This is a genomic window from Hephaestia sp. MAHUQ-44, assembly GCF_023806085.1.
Lineage (GTDB): Bacteria > Pseudomonadota > Alphaproteobacteria > Sphingomonadales > Sphingomonadaceae > Sphingomonas.
Genome location: NZ_JAMSLX010000009.1, coordinates 51,948 through 72,612 on the forward strand (window position 1 = coordinate 51,948; position 20,665 = coordinate 72,612).

17 protein-coding genes are annotated in these 20,665 nt (G+C 65.6%); 7 read left to right on the forward strand and 10 right to left on the reverse strand.

Features of this window, described 5'->3' with window-relative positions:
- Position 1: 1 nt before the first annotated feature.
- Positions 2–2,551: a TonB-dependent receptor gene (locus NFE57_RS11145; protein ID WP_252135655.1), complete on the forward strand. Its 2,550-nt coding sequence runs from the start codon at positions 2–4 to the stop codon at positions 2,549–2,551.
- Between the two features lie 69 nt (positions 2,552–2,620).
- A complete protein-coding gene (locus NFE57_RS11150) occupies positions 2,621–3,970 on the forward strand; it encodes an MFS transporter (RefSeq protein ID WP_252135656.1) in 1,350 nt (449 codons plus the stop codon).
- Between the two features lie 14 nt (positions 3,971–3,984).
- Here NFE57_RS11150 and NFE57_RS11155 read toward each other — a convergent pair whose 3' ends face one another.
- Positions 3,985–6,045, reverse strand: a complete 2,061-nt coding sequence (locus NFE57_RS11155; protein ID WP_252135657.1) for a TonB-dependent receptor plug domain-containing protein — start codon at positions 6,043–6,045, stop codon at positions 3,985–3,987.
- A gap of 87 nt (positions 6,046–6,132) precedes the next feature.
- Here NFE57_RS11155 and NFE57_RS11160 point away from each other — a divergent pair, with 87 nt between their 5' ends.
- The 3 genes from NFE57_RS11160 to NFE57_RS11170 are packed head-to-tail and all read left to right on the forward strand — an operon-like array spanning position 6,133 to position 8,467.
- Positions 6,133–6,471 (forward strand): PepSY domain-containing protein, encoded by a 339-nt coding sequence (locus tag NFE57_RS11160; protein ID WP_252135658.1) that lies wholly within the window; start codon positions 6,133–6,135, stop codon positions 6,469–6,471.
- Positions 6,471–7,133, forward strand: a complete 663-nt coding sequence (locus NFE57_RS11165; protein ID WP_252135659.1) for a response regulator transcription factor — start codon at positions 6,471–6,473, stop codon at positions 7,131–7,133. Before NFE57_RS11160 ends, NFE57_RS11165 begins: the two co-directional genes overlap by 1 nt.
- Entirely contained in the window at positions 7,130–8,467 is a 1,338-nt protein-coding gene (locus NFE57_RS11170; RefSeq protein ID WP_252135660.1) for a sensor histidine kinase, read from the forward strand. Before NFE57_RS11165 ends, NFE57_RS11170 begins: the two co-directional genes overlap by 4 nt.
- Here the strand turns inward: NFE57_RS11170 and NFE57_RS11175 are convergent.
- The 7 genes from NFE57_RS11175 to NFE57_RS11205 all read right to left on the reverse strand — a co-directional run bounded on the left by NFE57_RS11175 (position 8,451) and on the right by NFE57_RS11205 (position 17,219).
- Positions 8,451–9,257, reverse strand: coding sequence for an inositol monophosphatase family protein (locus tag NFE57_RS11175; RefSeq protein ID WP_252135661.1), 807 nt, complete (start codon positions 9,255–9,257; stop codon positions 8,451–8,453). The genes NFE57_RS11170 and NFE57_RS11175 overlap by 17 nt on opposite strands.
- A gap of 2 nt (positions 9,258–9,259) precedes the next feature.
- Entirely contained in the window at positions 9,260–10,753 is a 1,494-nt protein-coding gene (locus NFE57_RS11180; RefSeq protein WP_252135662.1) for a CoA-acylating methylmalonate-semialdehyde dehydrogenase, read from the reverse strand.
- A 23-nt stretch (positions 10,754–10,776) separates the two neighbouring features.
- Positions 10,777–11,580, reverse strand: a complete 804-nt coding sequence (iolB, locus tag NFE57_RS11185; protein ID WP_252135663.1) for a 5-deoxy-glucuronate isomerase — start codon at positions 11,578–11,580, stop codon at positions 10,777–10,779.
- Entirely contained in the window at positions 11,577–12,479 is a 903-nt protein-coding gene (gene iolE, locus NFE57_RS11190; protein WP_252135664.1) for a myo-inosose-2 dehydratase, read from the reverse strand. The genes iolB and iolE overlap by 4 nt, the downstream gene beginning before the upstream one ends.
- Complete coding sequence (gene iolD, locus NFE57_RS11195; protein ID WP_252135665.1) at positions 12,476–14,356, reverse strand: 3D-(3,5/4)-trihydroxycyclohexane-1,2-dione acylhydrolase (decyclizing); 1,881 nt, start codon at positions 14,354–14,356, stop codon at positions 12,476–12,478. Before iolD ends, iolE begins: the two co-directional genes overlap by 4 nt.
- Complete coding sequence (locus tag NFE57_RS11200; RefSeq protein WP_286207791.1) at positions 14,329–16,260, reverse strand: bifunctional 5-dehydro-2-deoxygluconokinase/5-dehydro-2-deoxyphosphogluconate aldolase; 1,932 nt, start codon at positions 16,258–16,260, stop codon at positions 14,329–14,331. Before NFE57_RS11200 ends, iolD begins: the two co-directional genes overlap by 28 nt.
- A 104-nt stretch (positions 16,261–16,364) precedes the next feature.
- On the reverse strand, positions 16,365–17,219 hold the full coding sequence (locus NFE57_RS11205) for a MurR/RpiR family transcriptional regulator (RefSeq protein ID WP_252135667.1): 855 nt from the start codon (positions 17,217–17,219) through the stop codon (positions 16,365–16,367).
- Positions 17,220–17,375: 156 nt separating this feature from the next.
- Between NFE57_RS11205 and iolG (NFE57_RS11210) the strand changes: the two genes are divergently transcribed.
- Positions 17,376–18,407: an inositol 2-dehydrogenase gene (gene iolG / locus NFE57_RS11210; protein ID WP_252135668.1), complete on the forward strand. Its 1,032-nt coding sequence runs from the start codon at positions 17,376–17,378 to the stop codon at positions 18,405–18,407.
- A complete protein-coding gene (iolG, locus tag NFE57_RS11215; RefSeq protein ID WP_252135669.1) occupies positions 18,401–19,393 on the forward strand; it encodes an inositol 2-dehydrogenase in 993 nt (330 codons plus the stop codon). Before iolG (NFE57_RS11210) ends, iolG (NFE57_RS11215) begins: the two co-directional genes overlap by 7 nt.
- A 715-nt stretch (positions 19,394–20,108) precedes the next feature.
- Here the strand turns inward: iolG (NFE57_RS11215) and NFE57_RS16775 are convergent.
- Both NFE57_RS16775 and NFE57_RS11225 read right to left on the reverse strand, forming a co-directional pair.
- Positions 20,109–20,408, reverse strand: a complete 300-nt coding sequence (locus tag NFE57_RS16775) for a DUF421 domain-containing protein (protein WP_353653912.1) — start codon at positions 20,406–20,408, stop codon at positions 20,109–20,111.
- Positions 20,332–20,592, reverse strand: coding sequence for a DUF421 domain-containing protein (locus NFE57_RS11225; protein WP_252135671.1), 261 nt, complete (start codon positions 20,590–20,592; stop codon positions 20,332–20,334). The genes NFE57_RS16775 and NFE57_RS11225 overlap by 77 nt, the downstream gene beginning before the upstream one ends.
- Between the last annotated feature and the right edge of the window lie 73 nt (positions 20,593–20,665).

The window sequence follows — 20,665 nt, forward strand, 5'->3', positions numbered from 1 at the left end:
GATGATCACTTCCACGCTGAGACTGACGTTTCGTATGTGCCTGCTGAGTTCGACGCTGCTCGGCGTCCAGCCGGCGCTGGCCCAGGCCCAGATCGACGACCAGAATGTGGACGGTGAGATCGTCGTCACCGGCCGGAGAGCCGCCGATCGCGCTGCGCTCGAGGCCAAGCGCGAGGCGTCGGGGCAGATCAGCCAGGTGCGCGCGGATGACGTCGGGCGCCTTCCCGACCAGAACGTGGCGGAAACGCTGCGTCGCTTGCCCGGCCTCAGTGTTGCCAACGATCAGGGTGAGGGGCGCTATCTCACCGTGCGCGGCGTGTCGCCCGATCTGCTCAACGTCACGCTCAACGGCCAGACCGCCGCGGCGCCCGAACCCGACTCGCGCCAGGTGAAGCTCGACGACATTCCCTCGGGATTGATCGGCGCGGTGACGGTGGTGAAGACTCTCACGCCCGATCTCGACGCGAACGCGATCGCCGGCAGCGCGAATATCGAAACGGTGAATGCGTTCGATCGCCGAAAGACGTTCGTCACCGCAACCGGGGCCGTCGGTTACAATCGTCTGGGGAAAACGCACCCGGTCGAGGGCGACATATCGTTCGGCACACTGTTCGGGCCGGACAAGCAGTTCGGCATCGTCCTTGCGGCGAATTATTCGAAGCGCACGATCGAATCGCAAAACGCGCAATCGGGCGGTCATTGGGATGTGGTCAACGGCGTCGACGTTCCGCTTGAGAACACGCTGCGCCAATACCATATCGTCCGCGAGCGCACCGGGCTGGTCGCCAATCTCGATTGGCGTCCTACTGATGCTGTGCGCACTTATGTCCGAATGCTCTATTCCAAATTTTCCGATCGGGAGGACCGGTTTGGTTTCAGCGTCGAGCCGGACGACGACACGATCTTCGATCAGACGGCGACCACCGGCAGGTTCGGCGATGCCGAAGCCGCGCGCGATCTGAAGTTCCGGCGCGAGGACACCTCGTCGTTCAGTACCACGGTGGGCGGCGAGTTCGATATCGGGGAAAGCCTGCTCAGCGTCGAGGCGGGCTATACCCGCGCGACCAAGCGTGACCCGCATCGCACCGAATGGAGCTTCGAGACCGACGGGTTCGACGGTTCCTATGACACGACCGGCATTTTCCCCCGATATGCGGTAGGCGATGCCGCATACGATGCGGCCAATTACGAATTCGACGAGGTCGATTACGAGAACCGCCACGCCGTCGAGCAACTCTATCAGGGTCGGATCGACTATCGCGCGCCGATCAGAATCGGCGATGATTCGACCATCAAATTCGGTGTCAAGGCAACGCAACGCAACAAGACCAACGATGAGGATGTCGACGTCTACGACGGTTTCGACGGCGATCTGGTCCTCGCCGAGGTTCAAGGTACGCCGGTAGGCAGTATCTTCAGCGGTCGTTACGTCGTCGGCCCCCGGATCGACCCCGCGACCGCAGACGGGTTCTTCGACCAGAATTCGGACCGGTTCGAGATGGATGCCGAGGGAACGATCGGCGACAGCCTCGCCGCGGACTACCGCATCAAGGAGCGCATTCTCGCTGCCTATGCGATGACCACGCTCAAATTCGGAAACTTCACCGCGATCCCCGGCATCCGCGTCGAGAACACCAAAAGCAAATATGCGGCCAAGGCAGTGCTTGACACGCTTGTGCTCGGTGACCTCGGCAAGGATTACGACAGCTTCGGCAAGCAGCAATACACCGACTGGTTCCCTGGGCTCAACCTCCGTTATGATGTCGGGAGCAATCTCGTGCTGCGCGGCGCGATCACCCGCGCGATCGGCCGTCCGAACTACGAGCAGCTTGCGCCGACCGTCGTCGTCAACGTTAGCGACAACGAGGTCGAGATGGGCAATCCTGATCTCAGCCCGCTAATGTCCACCAACTACGATGTGGCCGCCGAATATTATATCGGCCGTGGCGGAGTGCTGAGCATCGCCGCGTTCTACAAGTCTATCTCCAATCCGATCTATTCGACCACGGTGGTCGAATCGGGCACCTTCGGAGGCCGCAATCTGACCGACGCGCAGGTCACCACCCCGGTCAACGCCGACAGCGCCAAGGTTAAAGGCATCGAGCTCAACGCCCAGATCGAGCTGGACTTCCTGCCCTCCCCGGTCGACGGCTTCACGCTCGGCGGCAGCATGACCTTCGTCGATTCGGAAGCGAAGGGCGTTCCCGGCCGTGCTGGCGAACGCCTGCCGCTCGCCAGCCAGTCGGATCGGGTCGGCTCGGCGTTCCTTTCCTATGAGAAGCACGGCTTTTCGGCGCGGGTCGCCTACACCTACCGCTCGGCCTATCTGCTCGAGCCCGGCGAAAGCACGTATGACGATATTTATGTCGACAGCTTCAACCAGTGGGATGCGAAGATCGGCTATGAGGTTTCGAAGAACATCAAGGTCTTCTTCGAAGGCTCCAACCTCAACGACGAACCGAACCGGATGTATCAGGGAATCCGGCAGCGCGTGGACGAGATCGAGCGCTATGGTTACTCGTTTCGTGCTGGGATGCAGCTCAGCTTCTAATCCATCCCCTGCCCCGGCGCGTGCGTTCCACGCCGGGGCGTCTTTTCCAGTCGCGCGCGGGGTATGACGATGAGCGGGTTGCTGAGCTTCTTCGCTGCCGGGGCAGAGACCCCACCGATCACCGATCAGGCAGAGATCGACCGGCTCTACCGTCGCCACCGCTTTCGCGTGATGATCGCGATCACGCTTGGCTACGGGCTCATCTATACCTGTCGCCTCGCGCTCGGCGTGGTCAAGAAGCCGCTGATCGATCAGGGTATCTTCACCCCCGTCGAACTCGGCGCGATCGGTTCGGCGCTGTTCTACACCTATGCGCTCGGCAAGCTCACCAACGGCTTCCTCGCCGATCACGCCAACGTCCGGCGCTTCCTGACGGTGACTTTTCTCGCGACGGCGCTGTGCAATATCGCGATGGGTTTCGCGACGACCGTCTGGGTTGCGGCGTTGATCTGGGGCCTGAACGGCTGGTTCCAGAGCGCAGGCGCGCCGGGCGGCGTGGTTGCGATGACGGCGTGGTTCTCGAACCGCGAGCGCGGCCGCATCTACGGCATCTGGAGCACCGCGCATTCGATCGGCGAAGGGCTGACCTTCCTCGTCGTCGGCACGCTGGCCGCGCTGCTCGGCTGGCGGTTCGGTTTCTGGGGGCCGGGCGTGATCGGGGTCGTGACCGCCGCGGGCTGTTGGTGGCTGCTGCGCGACCGACCCGAGACGCTTGGCCTGCCCACCGTCGCCAAGTGGCGCAACGATCATTACGGCGCGGCGACCGAAACCAAGCCGGGCCCGCGCGGCGTACTCTCGATGCAGCTCTCGATCCTCAAGATCCCCGCCATCTGGGTACTCGCGGTCTCGAGCGCGCTCACCTACGTCACGCGCTACGCGATCAACTCGTGGGGTGTCCTCTATCTTCAGGAGGCACGCGGCTTCACGCTCCCCGAGGCGGGATTCATGCTGATGCTCAGCACCCTCGCGGGCATGGTCGGCGCGATCGCGTTCGGCTTCGTCTCGGACAAGGTGTTCGACGCGCGCCGCCCGCCCGCCAATCTGATCTTCGCATTGCTCGAATTGATCGGTCTCGTCATCATCTTCTTCGGACCGCACAACGTGCCCGTGCTGATTGCGGGCATGCTGCTGTTCGGGATGGGGCTGACCGGACTCGTCACCTCGCTCGGCGGGCTGTTCGCCGTCGACATCGCGCCCAAAAAGGTTGCGGGCGCGGCGATGGGGGTGATCGGCATCTTCAGCTATATCGGCGCCGCCATCCAGGAACAGGTATCGGGCGTGCTCGTCAATGCGGGGATGACGATGGTGAACGGCCACCGCGTCTACGATTTCGGCCCCGCGATCTGGTTCTGGATTGGCGCGTCGGTGGCCTCGATGCTGCTGGCGGCGACGCTGTGGCGCGCGCAGCTCCATGATTGAAGCCTCGCGCTGGCTCATCGCGCGACGCCCTGGCCGAAGCTGCGCCGGATGCTCAACGCTATCGTCGGGATCGTGGCGGTGCGGCGGATTTCGATCTCGTCGGGCGCCCCCGGATCACGCAGCCCCTCATATTTATCGCGCCTGTCGCGATGCGTGAGCGCAGTGATGTTGGCCGCCTCGAGTCGGATCGTCCAGGGCGGCGCCGGGCGGTATTCGACATGCGCGCCGACACGCGCACCGTAACTTTCGGTGCGCACCTCATCGAGCCGATATTCGCGCTCGCGCTGCCCCAGCGCGACCTCGACACCCCAACTCCAGGCGCCGCCGGGCAGATCATGGAGCAAGCTGACGGCGCCTTCGACCGGCTTGTCTTCCGAAATCCAGCGCCGCGCGCCGGTGGTCGGATCGGTGACGCGGCTGCGGATCAGATCGACATTGGCCTCGATCCGCGCGCCTTCGATCCCGAGGATCGGCGCCAGCGGCAGCGTCGCATCGACCGAAAGCGTATCACGCGTACCGTGGCCGATATTGCCGACGACATCGAATATCTGCCCGCTTTCATCACGCAGGATCGTGTGATCGACAACGTCGGCGATGCTTTCGTGACGCGCTTCGACGACGATCGCGCCGCCCTTGCCAAAATGATGCTCATACGCGATCGAGGCGCGCCAGGTGCGCGACGGCCTGAGATCGACCGCGCCCGCGCTCACCTGATCGCGGTCGAGCGAGGCCGAGGCGACAAAATCCTCGAAATCGAGCTGGCCGACGGTGCGCTCGATGCTCGCACGAAGCTGATCGTCACCACCGAGCCCGCGACTGAGCGCAAGCCGGGGCTTCCAATAGGTGAAGCGACGCTGCAACGCGGTGTCGCCGCGCTGCCGGATCGCCGACCGCTCGACCGCGAGCGAGGGTTCGATCACCAATGCGGACGTCGCGTGCCAGGTGGCGTTGAGCGCCACTTCCGCGCGCGCCTCACGCACATGCGCATTCCCGCCCGGCAGCACGACGGGCACATCGTTCTCGGAAAGCGCCGCGGCACTATCGAGCCGGTTGATCGCGCCTTCACCCGCAAGTTCGAGCACGAGCTGTCCGCGCTCGCGCCGGAGCACGATCCGGCCGATGCTTTCGGCGGTGTCGCTGGTTTCGGCAAACCGCTCGCGATCGTCTCCTTCGACCGAGTTGGAGACTGCGCGCAATTCCCCGCGTCGCTGGAGCCCGATCACGTCGAGCCGCACGCCGGCGCCGAGGCTGCGCCGCCACTGCGCGCCGAGTTCACCCTGAAGATCGGTTTTGCGCTCGTGCACCGTCTCGCCATCGGCCCCGAACAGTGCGACGTCCTCGTCCTTGGCCTCGCGCGCGACGCTCGCATTGGCAGAAAGCGTCCCGCCCGCAACCGGGGCTTCCCAACTGCCGCGCCCCGAAAGCGTCTGCGCGACCTCCCATTGTCGTCGGTCGGCGCTATCGACGAGCGCGCCGTCCCGCGCGTAGGTGGCGACGCCTCCGGTGCCGGTATCATCGTCGAATTCGGTCTTTATATCGAGCGCGGCATCGAGCCGGTGATCGCCCGAACGCCGCGACCATTCGACGCTGGCGTTGGGCCGCAGGATGTGGTCGCGGGCGATGATGCCGCCGGCCTCGACCGCCAGACTACGCGTCGCTTGTGCGGTGCGGACGACATTGGCGACCACGTCATGACCGCCCATGTCGATCCCCGGCGCGCCCCCACGGATCACCTCGATCCGCGCGACCGACGCCGCCGGAATACGCCGCAACACGGCCTCCAGCGATTCGGATTTGGACGACGGCGGCTTGCCATCGATCAGGACATTGCCTGTCGCTCCCGCGAAGCCGCGCACGGCGCCGTCCGAATCGACGAGCACGAAACCGGGGAGGCGCTTCACCATGTCGTAGGCGTGCTGCGGATGTGCACTTTCAAAGAAGGGCGGTTCATAAACCAGCACATTGTCCTGCATCGGCGCCGCGAGGACGGCAACCGGCAGCAGCACCGCCGCTCCCCCCATGCAGCCCATCAACGCCATCAGGCGCAGCGAGCGTTTCGCTTCTTTGCTGTTCATGGCGCCAAGCATAGGACGGCGCCGCTGACAGACAGCCTGCGGCGAGTGTCAGCCTGCTATCAGCAAGCCGCGTTTATGGGTGTCGGCATGACACAGAATTTCCCCCGCCGAACCGCGATCGCCGCCCTTATGCTGGCCGCGATCATCCCCGTAACCGCGCTCGGGCGCGACCAGAACGACAAGGGCGAACATCGCCACCTGCGCGAGGCCGTGCTCAGCGGCAAGCTGCTGCCGCTCAATCGGATTATGGCCATCGCGCAAGCCAGGGCGCCCGGCGAGATCGTCAAAATCGAGCTCGATGATGACGATGACGATTATCGCGGCCAGATCATCTATGAGGTAAAGACCTTGTCGCGCACCGGTCGCGTGATGAAGGTGGAGATCGACGCGGCGACAGGCCATGTGCTCAAGGTCAAGGAGGACTGATGCGGGCGCTGGTCGTCGAGGATGAGCCTGATGTCGCCGAGGATTTGCGCATCGCGCTCGCGGCGATCGGCTTCCTCGTGGATCTGTCGCCCGACGGCCGCGACGCCTGGTTTCAGGGCGATGTCGAGGATTACGACATCGCCATCCTCGATCTCGGCCTGCCGCAACTCGATGGACTCTCGGTGCTGCGCCGCTGGCGCGCCGCGGGGCGGCTGTTCCCGGTCATCATCGTCTCGGCGCGCGACAATTGGACCGAGCGCGTCGAAGGGATCGACGCGGGCGCCGACGATTATCTCGGCAAGCCCTTCGAGATGGGCGAACTGATCGCACGCGTGCGCGGCGTGCTGCGCCGCGCGGCCGGGCGCGGCTCGAACGTGGTGACGGCGGGTCGTCTGCGTGTCGATATGCAGCGGATGACGGTCGATCTGAACGGTGTCCCAATCCGCCTCTCCCCGCTTGAATTCCGCTTGCTCGATTATCTCGTCCATCAAGGCGACCGCGCGGTGCCCGCGCACGAAATCGCCGACCATCTCTACGGCGCTGCCGACGGCGGCGATTCGAACGCGATCGAGGCGCTGATCGCGCGGCTCCGGCGCAAGGTGGGGGCCGATGTGATCGTCACCCGCCGCGGCTTCGGCTATTGCATCGACGGCGCGGCATGAATTTAAAATCGCTCCGGTTCCGCCTGCTTGCCGGCGGCGCGGTGGCCGTGGCGGTGGCGCTGGTTGCGGCGTGGTTCTTCCTCACATTACTGTTCGAACATCATCTCGAACGCCGGCTTGCAGACGAACTTCAGCGCGATGGCGTGCGGCTCGTCTCAGGGCTTACGGTGGGGCCGGGCGGCAGCCTTGCCGTCGCCGAAGGCCCCCGCGACGAACGCTTCACCGTGCCCGCGAGCGGCCTTTACTGGCAGGCGTCGAGTGCCCGCACGATGCTGCGCTCGCGCTCGCTATGGGATCAGGCGCTGCCGACCTCATCGCGTGCGCAGGCGGACGATTGGAGCGAACGGATCGATGCGGGGCCGTTCGAGCCGCGCCTGATGCTGCTCGAACGGCGTATTCTGCTCGGCGGCGGCAGTGTGCCGGTGCTGGTCCAGATCGGGCAGGACGCGCAGATGGTGACAAGCGCCGCCCGCGAATTCGGGCGCGAATTGGCGATTTTCCTCGCCATCCTTTGGCTCGCCTTATCGCTCGCCGCCTGGGCGCAGGTCGCGCTGGGGCTGCGGCCGCTCGCGCGGATTCAAACCGCGCTCGATCGGCTGCGACGGAGCCCGAGCGAACGCCTTGCCGCCGAAGGCCCGGCCGAAGTCCAGCCGTTGATCGACGCGATCAACGCGCTCGCCGATGTGCGCGAGGCCGATCTCGATCGTGCCCGCCGCCGCGCCGCCGATCTCGCGCATGGGCTCAAGACCCCGCTCGCCGCGCTCGCCGCGCAGAGCCGTCGCGCACGGGCGGCGGGCGCGATCGAGGCCGCCGACGGGCTCGACCGCGCTATCGCCGCGGTGCGCGGCGCGATCGAGGCCGAACTTGCCCGCACGCGCATCGCCTCGGTGCGCCGCGACGCCGGGTTGAGCTGCCCCGCGCGCGCGGTCGCCGAGCAGGTCGTCGCGGTGCTCGAACGCACCGAACATGGCGAGACGCTCGCGTTCGAGGTCGATCTCGATGATGCACTGCGGCTGCCGCTCAGTGCCGAAGACCTGACCGAATTGCTGGGGGCGGCGGCCGAAAATGCCGCGCGCTACGCCCGCCGTCGCGTGCGCCTTTGGGGCGCGGCCGAAGGCGCGCGCATCATGCTGGCCATTGATGACGACGGGCCCGGCCTCACGCCTGACGACGCCGATGCCGCGCTCGAACGCGGGGCGCGTCTCGATCGCGGCGGCGGCCAGGGGCTGGGGCTCGCGATCGTGCGCGACGTGGCGGAAGCGACCGGTGGGTCGGTCACGCTGGCGCGCGCGGAGATGGGCGGGCTGCGCGTCGCGATCAGCTGGCCGCGCTGACGGACGCGATCGCGGCAAGCAAGTCGGCCTGGATCGCCGGCGTGGTCGCGAGCACGGTACCGTTGTGCACATCGAGTTTGCGTCCCAGCGTATCGGTGACGATCCCACCCGCTTCTTCGACAAGGATCACCCCGGCCGCGATATCCCAGGCGCTGACGCTCTGTTCCCAATAAGCGTCGAAACGCCCGCAGGCGACATAGGCCATATCCACCGCGCCCGCGCCCAGCCGCCGGATGCCGCTGACGCGCGGGGTCAACCGCGTCATTTCGGCCACGAACTGCTCATGGCGCGGCTTGCCCGCAAACGGGATGCCGACCGCGAGCACGGCCTCAACCATCGTCGCGCGCGGCGATACATGGATCGGGCGATCGTTGAGAAAGGCGCCCGCGCCGCGCTCGGCACGAAAGGTCTCGCCGAGTGCCGGAACATGCGTCACCCCCGCGATCACCTCCCCATCACGCGCGAGCGCGATATTGACCGCGAAGACCGGCAACCCGATCAGGAAGTTGGCGGTGCCATCAAGCGGGTCAACGATCCAGACGTGACGCTTGTCGCGGCCTTCGACGAGCCCGCCTTCTTCGCCCAGGAACCCGTAATCGGGCGCCACGCGCGCCAGCATCGCGCGCACCGTTTCCTCGGCGCGCAGATCGGCCTCGCTGAACGGATCGGCGGGCCCGTTCTTGTGGCGAACATCGAGTCGATCGATCGCAGCGAAATCGCGCATCAAGCCGTCGCCGGCAACGCGCGCCGCCTCGATCATCGCGGCGAGAAGGTCGGAAGGAGCGTTCATAATTATGCCGTTGGAATGAGGAAGGCGTTTTCGCCGGAAGCCGCCCCATCGGGCCAGCGCTGGGTGACGGTCTTGATCTTGGTCCAGAAGCGCACCCCTTCGGTGCCGTACTGGTTGGTGTCGCCGAACGCGCTGCGCTTCCAGCCGCCGAAGGTGTGATAGGCGACCGGCACCGGGATCGGCACGTTGATCCCCACCATGCCAACGTTCACCCGCTGCGCGAATTCGCGCGCGGCATGGCCGTTGCGCGTGAAGATCGCGACGCCATTGCCATATTGGTGGGTCGACGGGAGCGCCAAGGCTTCCTCGAAATCCCTGGCGCGCACGATCTGGAGCACGGGGCCGAAAATTTCCTCGCGATAGCTCGTCATGTCGGTGGTGACATGATCGAACAGCGTCGGGCCGACAAAGAAGCCTTGCTCATGCCCTTGCAGTTCGAACCCGCGGCCATCGACCACCAGTTCGGCGCCTTCGTCGACGCCCGTCTGAATCCACCCCTCGATCCGGGCCTTATGTGCGGCGGTCACCACCGGGCCGTATTGGGCCTGTGGGTCGCTCGAGACACCCACGCGTAAACCGGCGATCGCGGGGAGCAGCTTTTCGCGCAGCCGATCAGCGGTCTCGTCGCCGACCGGCACGACGATGGGAAGCGCCATGCAGCGCTCGCCAGCCGACCCGAACGCGGCGCCCGCGAGATCATTGACCACGGAATCGAGATCGGCGTCGGGCATGACGATGCCGTGGTTCTTGGCGCCGCCCATCGCCTGCACACGCTTGCCGTTCTCGACTCCGCGTCGATAGACATAATGCGCGATGTCCGAACTGCCGACGAAGCTGATCGCTGCGATTCCGGGATGATCGAGGATCGCGTCGACCATTTCCTTATCGCCATGGACCACCTGAAGGATGCCCTCGGGCAACCCAGCCTCGAGCATCAGCTCGGCAAGACGCAGCGGCACGCTCGGATCGCGCTCCGACGGCTTGAGGATGAAGGCGTTGCCCACCGCGATCGCCGGGCCGAACATCCACATCGGGATCATCGCCGGGAAGTTGAACGGGGTGATCCCCGCCCCCACACCGAGCGGCTGGCGCATCGAATAGACGTCGATTCCCGGCCCGGCGCCATAGGTATATTCGCCCTTTTGCGAATGGGGGATGCCGCACGAAAATTCAATCACGTCCAGCCCGCGCTGCACGTCACCGCGCGCATCCGCCACCACCTTGCCATGCTCGGACGCCAGCAAGTGCGCCAGCGCCTCCAGCTCGCGCTCAACCAGCTCCTTGAAGCGGAACAGTACGCGCGCGCGGCGTTGCGGATTGGTCGCCGCCCAGCCCGGCTGCGCGGCCTCTGCCGCGGCGACGGCACGATTGAGCAGCGCACGATCGCCCATCGGCACCTGCCGCGCGACCTGGCCGGTATTGGGATCGAAAATATCGGCGCGGCGGCTCCCGCCGGCAACGCGTGCGCCGGCGACATGGTGTGCGACTAAGGTCATTTCATTCGTCCTCGAAGGCTGGTTCAGACAGTGGCGGCGATCCAGGCGTGCGCGGGATCGTTCTTGAAGATCCACTGGCGTTTGGGGCCGGCCATGACGTTGAGATAATAGAGATTATAGCCATGCGGCGCCGCAACTGGATGATAACCGCGCGGCACCATCACCACCTCGCCGTCGCCGACGGTGATCGTCTCGTCGAGATCGCGCGCATCGGTATAGACGCGCTGGAAGGCGAACCCCTGTGGGGGATCGAGCCGATGGTAATAGGTCTCCTCGAGCGCGGTTTCCTCGCCTGGCGCATCGCGGTCGTGCTTGTGCGGCGGATAGCTCGACCAATTCCCGCCCGGCGTGATGACCTCGACGACGAGCAGGCTCTCGGCGGGCTCGCTCTCGGGCAGGATGTTGCGCACAAAGCGCTGGTTGGTACCGCTGCCGCGCACCTCGCGCGACATGGTGGCGGGATCGATCAGCCGCGGTGGCAGGGTGGCATCACCGGGCGCGGTGCAGACCGCAAGCTCGACATCGCTTATGGCGGCGACCGTGAAGGAGGTTCCCGCTGGCACATAGACCGCCGCGGGCGGCGCATCCACGAACACGCCCGCGCGGCCGCCGATCCCCGCACAATGGAGCGCCCCCGCGCGCACGTCGGCCGTGCCGCTGAGCAGCACCAGACACGCTTCGCGGCCCGGCTCGCCGCCGACGTGCGCCTGCCCCGCGACAAGCCGGACGGCGCGAAAACCGACATGCCCCCAGCCCGCACTTTCAGGTGTGACGTCGAGCAGGGTGCCGTCATCGGCAGGCGGATGCGGTTTGACGAGGAGGCTCATGCCGCGATCCTTTCGAGGCCGGCACGCGCCGCCATCCGCTCGAGCGTCCTGAGGCCGACCTCGCCGTAATGTCGAGGATCGGCGATCTTCGGATCCTGTTCGGCCTCAATGATGATCCAGCCCGAATAGCCGATGGCGGCAAGCGCACGCATCACGTCGCCATAATCGATCGCGCCGTCGCCTGGCACCGTGAACATCCCCTCGATCACGCCATCGAGGAAACTGCCGTCGCGACGCGCGAGGGCGCCGAACACTTCGGGGCGGATATCCTTGCAATGGACGTGCGTGACGCGCGCAGGGTGATGGTGGATCACCTCGATCGGATCGATCCCGCCCAACCGCGCATGGCCGGTATCGACGGTCAGTCCCACATTCGGCCCGGTCACGGCAAGGAAGCGATCGAGATCCTCCTGCCGCTCGACGACCGTTCCCAAATGGTGGTGATACGCGCAGCGCATCCCCTCACCCACCAGATAATCGGCCACTTCGGTCAATCGCCTACCGAACTGCTGCCACGTCGCGTCGTCGAGCCTGGGTGTTCTCGACAGCGGCTGCGATCGATCGCTGTGGATCGCATTGCTCGTCTCGGCGATCACGAACACATCGGTGCCCATCGCCTGAAGCAAGCGAAGATGCGGCTGCATCGCGGCGATCTCGGCCTCGGCAGTGCGATCGAGCAGCGCCGATCCGTACCAGCCACCGACTAGCGCGAGTCTGAAGCGATCGAGCAACGCCTGTAACGCGGGCGCCTCGCGCGGGAATTTCCCGCCCAGTTCGATCCCTTTGAAGCCGATCGCCTGCGCATCGCCGAGCACGGTTTCGAGCGGCGTGTCGCCACCCAGCTCGGGCATGTCATCGTTGATCCACGCAATCGGGCTGACCCCGAACCGGATCGTCATATCGCTTCCCCTTTCGATCGTGCGCGGCGGACCTGTGTTTCGTAATCGGCGCGCGCGGCGGATACCGCGGCGCGGTCGGAGATTTCGGGCACCGCGACATCCCACCAGGCGCCGCCCGCCTCGGTGCTCACGCCAGGATCGGTATCGATCACGATCACAGTGCTGCGCTCGCCGGCCCTGGCGCGGTCGAGTGCAGCCTCCAGCGCGGTGATCGATCCCACCTTCTCGGCCTGGGCGCCAAGGCTGCGCGCATGGGCCACGAAATCGATCTCGGGCAGCACCTCGTGGCGCGCGTCGGCGAGCAGATTGTTGAAGGGGGCGCCGCCCGTCGCAGCCTGAAGGCGGTTGATGCAACCGAAGCCACGATTGTCGAGCAACACGAGGATCAGTTTGACGCCCATCGCAACCGAGGTAGCCAGCTCCGAATTGAGCATCAGATAGCTGCCGTCGCCTACCATGACATAGACATCGCGCGCGGGCTCGGCGAGCTTGACGCCGATCCCACCGGCGATCTCATAGCCCATGCACGAATAGCCGTATTCGACATGATACCCGCCGCTGGCTCCCGTCGGCCATAATTTGTGCAATTCGCCGGGCAGTCCGCCCGCCGCGCAGACGACGATCGCCTCGCGTGCCGCGCGGCGCGCGACCGCACCGATCACCTGCGCATCGCTGGGTCGCACATCACCCGAAGGGGCCGCGAGCACCGCTGCCGCTTCGCCTGCCCAGGTCTCGCCGAGCGCGGTGAGGCGGTCGCTCCAGGCCGAGGCGACGCGATGTCCCGTGATTGCCTCGCCGAGCGCTTCCAGCGCCAGCCGCGCATCTGCCACCACTGGTTCGGCGCCGTGCTTGACCGCATCGAAAGCGGCGACATTGATCTGCACCAGCCGATGGCCGCCGGGAATCAGCATCCGCGAACCGGTCGTGAAATCCTGAAGCCGGGTGCCGATCGCAATAACCAGATCGGCCTCGGCAGTCGCCGCGTTGGCAGCGCTGGTGCCGGTGACGCCGACGCTGCCCAGATTGTGCGGATGATCGTGCGGTAGCGCGCCCTTGCCCGCCTGCGTTTCGGCAAAGGGCAGCCCCGCCCTCATCACCAGTTCCGACAGCGTTTGTTCGGCTCCGGCATAGCGCACACCGCCGCCGACGATCAGCATCGGTCGCGCCGCACGCGCGAGCCGATCGGCAAGCGCGGCGATGTCGGCCGGATCGGGGATGACACGCCGCGGCCGCCACAGCCGGGGGGCGAAGAAATGTTCGGGCCAGTCGAACGCCTCGGCCTGCACATCCTGGCAGAAAGCGAGCGTCACCGACCCGCAATCGGCGGGATCGAGCAGCGTCGCGATCGCGTGGGGCAAGGTGTCGAGCAATTGCTCGGGCCGCGTGATCCGGTCGAAATAGCGCGAGACCGGACGGAAGCAGTCGTTGGCGGAAACCGCGCGGTCGCCGAAATCCTCGATCTGCTGGAGCACCGGATCGGGCCGGCGGCTGGCATAGACGTCGCCGGGGACGAACAGCACCGGCAGCCGGTTGGCATGCGCCAGCGCGGCCGCCGTCACCATATTGGTCGCACCCGGCCCGATCGAACTCGTGCAGAGCATCGCCCGGCGGCGGCGCATCTGCTTGGCATAAGCGATCGCGGCATGCGCCATCGCCTGCTCGTTATGCGCCCGCCAGGTCGGCAACCGATCGCCCGCCGCATAGAGCGCCTCGCCCAGCCCCGCGACATTGCCGTGGCCGAAAATCGCCCAGGCGCCAGCAAAGAACGGCGTCTCGCCCTCACCGAAATCGACCGATTGCGCCGCCAGATAAGCGACCATCGCCTGCGCTGCCGTCTTGCGCACCATCGTCATGCCGCAACCTCCGGTCGGGCGCATTCGCGCGCCTTCCGCCAAGCCTCGACGAGAGTCGAGAGACGGCGCGCGAGCGCATCGATCGCGGCGTCGTCATCGATCGTACCCGCCATCCATTCGCGGGCGACATCGTAGAAGATCGTGCGCCCGACCGCGAATCCCTTGACCAGCGGCGATCGCGCGGCGGCGGGGAACGAGTCGATCAGTTCATCCATCGGCGAGGACAGGCCGAGCAACAGGATGCCACGGCATTCGGGATCGCCCTCGCGCACCGCCGCCTCGATATGGCGCCACGCGGCGGGATCGCGCTGGGGCTCGAGCTTCCACCAATCGGGTCGGATGCCGATCGCGTAGAAGCGGCGGATGGCGCGCGCCACCGTGTGCGAATCCGATGGCATCCCTTCGGGCAGAATGATTTCGATCAGCAATTCATGCCGCGTCCGCCGGGCAGCATCGAACAAGCGAAGAAGCTCGCGCTCCTGCGCCTCGCGCAGTTCCAATTCGTCATCGGGATGGTAGAAAACGAGGCATTTGATGACGTGATTGAGCGGCCAATCGCGCAGCTCGGCCGCGAGCGAGGCACCGCCCTCGAAATCGAGGGGACGCGAGCGCGGCAGTTCGATCGGGCGGCCGATCCAATAGGGCCGATCGGCGGCGGCAGCGAGCGCGTCGGCGCCGAACCGGCCGTCAAGCAGAATGCCGAATTCGTCGCTATCACCGGCAACGCGATCGAGCGCGTCGAGCGCAAGCCGCTTGAAGCGTGCGACCCGATCGAGCCCGACCCCCAGTTCGGCTGCCAGATCCTCGAACTGGCTGCGATGGTCGACCGCGAGCACCGTCAGATTTTGATGCACCCGCCGCCGCGTCGTTGACCAATGCAGGTTTTCGAGCGCCGCGGCATCACGCAGGCGGAACGGCCAATCGCGCTTCGACAGGAAAAGCTGCAACTCGGGCCAGGTCGGCATCGCCGGCGCGCAGCCGTGGCGCGATACCACGATCGCACCACATGCATTGCCCCAGGTGCAGCACGTCGCCAGCGCCTCGCCGCGCAGCCAGCCGCGCACGAACCCCGCCATGAAGGCATCGCCCGCGCCGAGCACGTTGAACACCTCGATCTCGAAACTCTCGCCGCGCTCGCCGTCGTCGAGGCTGTCGGGGATCGGCCCTGCCAAGGCCGAACAGCCGAGCGCCCCGCGCTTGCACACGATTGTCGCGTCGCTGCGATCGCGGATTGCACGCAATGCGGCGATCGTATCGATATCGCCGCCGAGGATGTGGATCTCTTCCTCGGTGCCGACAATCAGATCGCACAGCGGCAGCACCTGCTGGAGCCGCTCGGTCACCGCATCGTGCGCGACGAAGCGATTCTCGCCCATGTCGCGCTCGGTCAGCCCCCAGAGAACCGGACGATAATCGATATCGAAAATGACGCGTCCGCCGGCCGCCTTGCACCAGCGCGCCGCGGTCATGCTCGCCTCGAACGTACCGGTCGTCGACAGGTGCGTGCCGTTAATGAGCACCGCCCCCGCGCGCTCGATCCAAGCGCGGTCGAGATCGCCGGCGTCGAGCGCCATGTCGGCGCAATTCTCGCGGTAGAAGATCAGAGGGAAGCTCTCACGATCCCGGATGCCGAGGATGACGAGTGCGGTCAGGCGCTCGGGGTCGGCGATGACGCTATGCGTATCGACCCCTTCCCAAACCAGTTCTTCGGCAATGAAGCGCCCCATGTGATCGGCGCCGACGCGCGTCACCAACCCGGCATTGAGCCCCAGCCGCGCCGCGCCCACCGCGGTATTGGTGGGGCTGCCCCCGACATATTTGGCGAAGGAACCCGTCGCCTCCAGCCGACCCCCGACCTGCTCGCCGTATAGATCGACGCTCGATCGTCCCACCGTGATCAGCTCAAGTCGTTGTGTCGACGGCCCCATTTTCGCCTCTGTCCGCCACCCGCTCAGTCGGGCCCGGCAACACTTCTAGGCGACCCCAGTTCGTATTGCAACATATATTCTATCATTATCTATTTTTAGAAAATTCAGTCGATATCTTTGGTCCGGCCAGCGATTGCGAACGCGAACTGGATGACCAGCGCCTGCGCAAGGCACATCGACGCGGCGAGCGAGCGGAAGCTGCGAACCTCGGATTCGTGGACGGTGAGCACGAGATTCGCCGATTTGGCGATTGGGCTGAGCAGGCTATCGCTGAGCGAAAGGATGCGCGCGCCGCGCTCGACCGCGGCGTCGACCAGATGGACGGTTTCCTCCGCATAAGGGTGATAGCTGACCGCAATCAGCAGGTCGTTGGCCCCGATCGACGGGCCATGCCCCAACGCGAGGCCGGCGACGCCGTCGATGAACTGCATCCGCTTGCCCGCCTGCTGAAGCGAATAGGCCAGATAGGCGGCAACCGGGAACGAGCGACGGAAGCCTGCGACGTGCACGGTCTCGGCATCGGCGATCATCCGCACCGCCCTGGCGATATCGGCCTTGGCGATGCTGTCCGCCATGTTGTGGAGCGCAAGCACGTTGCCTTCCACGAACTCGGCGAGCACGTCGATCCCCTCGTTCTTGCTGTTGACCGTCTCGTGGAACTGGCGGACACGCTCACCATAACCGAGCGCCGCATTCTCCGAGAGGAGCCCGTCGCGGAACAGGCGCTGCATCTGCGACGCACCGGCAAAGCCGAAACCCTTGGCGAACCGTACGATCGCGGAGGGCTGCACGTCGGCCCGCTGCGCGATCACCGCGAGCGTCTCGAGCGCCACCTCATTGGGGTGATCGAGCACATAGCGCGCAATCTGCTGCAATCGCCGGCTGAGCCCATCATAGCGCGCGAGCACGAGCGCGCGGAATTCCTCCGCCGTCGCAGGCACGTCGTTCGTGTCGGTCATGGGTCCTCCTGAACTCCGATAATGCGCGATATTCGTCCACCCGCGTGGAAAAGTCATCATGGCATATAAATTCTATTCCATCTGTGTTCAGAATGTGCATTCTGTAGATGCAGGGTCTGTAAATGCAGGGGCGGTGTCGGGAGCATGAGGGTGGGTATGACGAGCGACAGGACGCCGATTCGGGTCGGTCAGATCGGCGCAGGCCGGATGGGCACGCTGCACGCGCGCAATGTCGCCGCGAATGCGCGTTTCCAGCTTGCGCTCATCGCCGATCCACACGCGCCCTCGGCCGAACGGCTCGCGGCCGAAACAGGCGCCGAGATCGACACGGTGGACGCCATGCTCAACGATCCAACGATCGCCGGCATCATTGTCGTGAGTTCGACCGACGCCCACCTCGATCACGTTCGCGCCGCGCTCGCCGCAGGCAAGGCGGTGTTCTGCGAAAAACCGCTCGATCTGTCGCTCGACCGCCTCGATGCGGCGGCGACATCATTCGCCCAGCCCGGCCTGCCGCCGCTGTTCGTCGCGTTCAACCGACGCTTCGATCCGCATTACCGCGCGCTCACCGATCGGATCGCGGCGGGTGAAATCGGTCGGCTTGAAACGCTCCATATCGTCAACCATGACCCCGAGACGCCATCGCTCGATTTCATTCCCGGCAGCGGCGGGTTGTTCAAGGATTTCACGATCCACGATTTCGATCTGGTCGCCTGGCTGATGTACGAGCCGATCGTCGAGGTCTTCGCATCGACCTCGTGCCTGATCGATCCGCGCATCGCCGATCTGGGCGATGTCGATACCGCCAAGACGGTGCTGCGCACCCGATCGGGGCGCCTGTGCACGATCTCCAACAGCCGCCGCACCGGCTATGGCTATGACCAGCGGATCGAGGCTTTCGGCAGCAGCGGCGCGCTCAGCGTCGACAACATCCCGCGCACCGCGGTGCGGCTTGCCGCCGAGAAGGGGATTCGCGCCGATCGCATTCCCTACGCCTTTCCCGAACGCTATGAGGTGGCCTATCGCGCCGAGCTCGACCATTTCGCCGACATGATCGACGGCATCGCGGCGCCGTTGACGGGCTTTGCCGAAAGCCGCGCCGCACTCGCGCTCGCGGAGGCCGCCGCACGCTCGGTGCGTGAAGGCCGCCCCGTGCACCTTACCGACCAGGGAGCTTCATCATGCTGAATATCGCGCTGATCGGCGCCGGCCGCATCGGCCGCATCCACGCCGCCAATCTTGTCAACGAACCGCGGCTGCGGCTGAGCCATGTTGTCGACGCAATGCCCGACGCCGCCGCGGAAGTCGCCGCCGCGACAGGTGCAACGGTGGCAACGCTCGAAACGGTGCTTGCGGATCCCGACATCGCCGGTGTCGTCATCGCGAGCGCGACCGACACGCACCTCGATTACAGCGTCCGCGCGATCGGCGCGGGCAAGGCCGTGTTCTGCGAAAAGCCGATCGACATGGATCTCGCCCGTGCGCGATCGGCCGCCGCCACGCTGGGCGCGCCCGGCGCCCGGATGCTGCTCGGCTTCAACCGGCGTTTCGATCCGAATTTCCGCGCGCTACGCGACAGGTTGGCTGGCGGCACGATGGGTGCTGTCGAGACGATCCATATCATCAGTCACGATCCCGCGCCTCCGCCGATCGATTATGTCCGCGTCTCGGGCGGGCTGTTCAAGGACATGGCGATCCACGATTTCGACATGGCACGCTGGCTGCTTGGCGAGGAGCCGGTCGAGATCTATGCGGCGGGCGCGTGCCTGATCGACCCCGCAATCGCCGCCGCGGGCGATATCGATACCGCCAAAACCGTGCTCCGCACCGCCTCGGGCAAACTCTGCCTGATCAGCAACAGCCGCCGTTCGGGCTATGGCTACGATCAGCGAATCGAGGTGTTTTGCGCGCGCGGGCTCATTCGCGCGGGCAACGTCCACGAAACCACGATCGAGACCTGGGGTGAGGGCGGCGCGGCGAGTGCCCCGCTCCAGAATTTCTTCCTCGATCGCTATGCGCAGGCCTATCGCGCCGAAATCGCGCATTTCGCCGATATCGTCGAAGGCCACACCGTGCCGCTGGCGGGCTATGACGACGGCGTGCGCGCACTGGCGCTCGCAGAGGCTGCCGCAGAAGGCACGAGAACCGCGCTCGTTGTCCGGCTCGACGGATAGCTCCTTGCGCGCCGACCCACCCGTTGAAGACCATTGTGGAGCCTTGCATCCGCATTGCTGTGCCCGCACGAGGCGGGCGCACAGTAGAGACAGGCATGAATCGGATCGGGATCGTGACGGGTGTGCATATGGAACTCGCGGCGCTGCTGCCAGCGGCGCCGCGCACGGTCATGGCGGCACGCCGCTTCCCATCGAACGGATCGCGCACAGCCCACGCTCTTTCTGGCCTGTGCCGGCATCGGCAAAGTGGCCGGGCGCCACGCTCGTCCTCGGTCATGGTGTCGATTGCTGCTCGTGACCGGCACCGCCGGCGGCCCGGGCGCGATAGGGCGCGGTGCTTTTCTCATCAGTGAGGCACAACACCGATTTCGGCGCGATGCGCGACGAACGACTGACCCACCATACTGCAGGCGATTGCCAAGATCAACGAGCCCGATGGCGCCAGCGCGGCGACTTCACCGCCAATCTTGCGGCCAATGCCCGCGCTGCCGCGCAGGCGGCCGAACGCCTGGACGCTGCAAGGAATTGGTGATGTACTGCCCGTTTCCTGGACCGTTTTGAGCTGGAAGATTCCAGTTATGATCGGAGGGTCAGAAAACGCAGCGAGTGATGAAGAGATCGAAATTCAGCGAGGCGCCGATCGCGCTCGTGTTGAAACCGGTCGAGGACGGGGCGGCCGTGGTCGATGAATCCTGGCGCCACCGCCAGCGGGCACTCAGAGCGCGTCTTGTTCATCCTGCTGGGCAGACGGATCGTTGTCATCCTGCTTGATGAAGCTGATCTTGCCTTGCGGCTCCAATATCGCCCAGGCAACGTCTCCGATCGTAGCGATACCGGCCAGCCGCATTTCCATTTCCAGCTCCGCTCGGGTCAACCGATCGCGCCGCAAGTTTGGCTCGATTATCTTTCCATCGCGGACGATAACGCGCGGCTCGCCATCAAGGAGCTTTCGCGCAAGCGGCGACAGATAGCTCGCCCAGCTCAGAATCAACGCCCAAAAGGCAAAAGGTCGCAATGGCCAGGGCGGCGCCCGTCACGCTGGAATCATTGTGCGTGACACCCTGTTGGATGAGGTCGCCCATCACGATGAGAACGACCAGTTCGAACGGTGTCACCTGGCTCAACTCGCGCTTGCCGAGCAGGCGAAGCAGCCCGAACAGCACGAAAAACATCGCAGTGGCGCGCAGGACGATATCCATCAGGGGCGAACTCGCACGCGCGTCTCGAGACTGTCCGCCGTCAGCACCAATGGCACAGATTTGAGGTTGTGAT

What these genes read in the sequence shown, in the direction of transcription:
- NFE57_RS11200 (WP_286207791.1), bottom strand. Translation starts at nt 16,260, where the DNA reads ATGGGGCCGTCGACACAACGACTTGAGCTGATCACGGTGGGACGATCG.
- NFE57_RS11155 (WP_252135657.1), bottom strand. Translation starts at nt 6,045, where the DNA reads ATGAACAGCAAAGAAGCGAAACGCTCGCTGCGCCTGATGGCGTTGATG.
- NFE57_RS11205 (WP_252135667.1), bottom strand. Translation starts at nt 17,219, where the DNA reads ATGACCGACACGAACGACGTGCCTGCGACGGCGGAGGAATTCCGCGCG.
- iolD (WP_252135665.1), bottom strand. Translation starts at nt 14,356, where the DNA reads ATGCGCCCGACCGGAGGTTGCGGCATGACGATGGTGCGCAAGACGGCA.
- NFE57_RS11165 (WP_252135659.1), top strand. Translation starts at nt 6,471, where the DNA reads ATGCGGGCGCTGGTCGTCGAGGATGAGCCTGATGTCGCCGAGGATTTG.
- NFE57_RS11145 (WP_252135655.1), top strand. Translation starts at nt 2, where the DNA reads ATGATCACTTCCACGCTGAGACTGACGTTTCGTATGTGCCTGCTGAGT.
- NFE57_RS11170 (WP_252135660.1), top strand. Translation starts at nt 7,130, where the DNA reads ATGAATTTAAAATCGCTCCGGTTCCGCCTGCTTGCCGGCGGCGCGGTG.
- NFE57_RS11150 (WP_252135656.1), top strand. Translation starts at nt 2,621, where the DNA reads ATGAGCGGGTTGCTGAGCTTCTTCGCTGCCGGGGCAGAGACCCCACCG.
- NFE57_RS11175 (WP_252135661.1), bottom strand. Translation starts at nt 9,257, where the DNA reads ATGAACGCTCCTTCCGACCTTCTCGCCGCGATGATCGAGGCGGCGCGC.
- NFE57_RS11225 (WP_252135671.1), bottom strand. Translation starts at nt 20,592, where the DNA reads ATGGATATCGTCCTGCGCGCCACTGCGATGTTTTTCGTGCTGTTCGGG.
- iolB (WP_252135663.1), bottom strand. Translation starts at nt 11,580, where the DNA reads ATGAGCCTCCTCGTCAAACCGCATCCGCCTGCCGATGACGGCACCCTG.
- NFE57_RS11160 (WP_252135658.1), top strand. Translation starts at nt 6,133, where the DNA reads ATGACACAGAATTTCCCCCGCCGAACCGCGATCGCCGCCCTTATGCTG.
- iolE (WP_252135664.1), bottom strand. Translation starts at nt 12,479, where the DNA reads ATGACGATCCGGTTCGGGGTCAGCCCGATTGCGTGGATCAACGATGAC.
- iolG (WP_252135669.1), top strand. Translation starts at nt 18,401, where the DNA reads ATGCTGAATATCGCGCTGATCGGCGCCGGCCGCATCGGCCGCATCCAC.
- iolG (WP_252135668.1), top strand. Translation starts at nt 17,376, where the DNA reads ATGACGAGCGACAGGACGCCGATTCGGGTCGGTCAGATCGGCGCAGGC.
- NFE57_RS11180 (WP_252135662.1), bottom strand. Translation starts at nt 10,753, where the DNA reads ATGACCTTAGTCGCACACCATGTCGCCGGCGCACGCGTTGCCGGCGGG.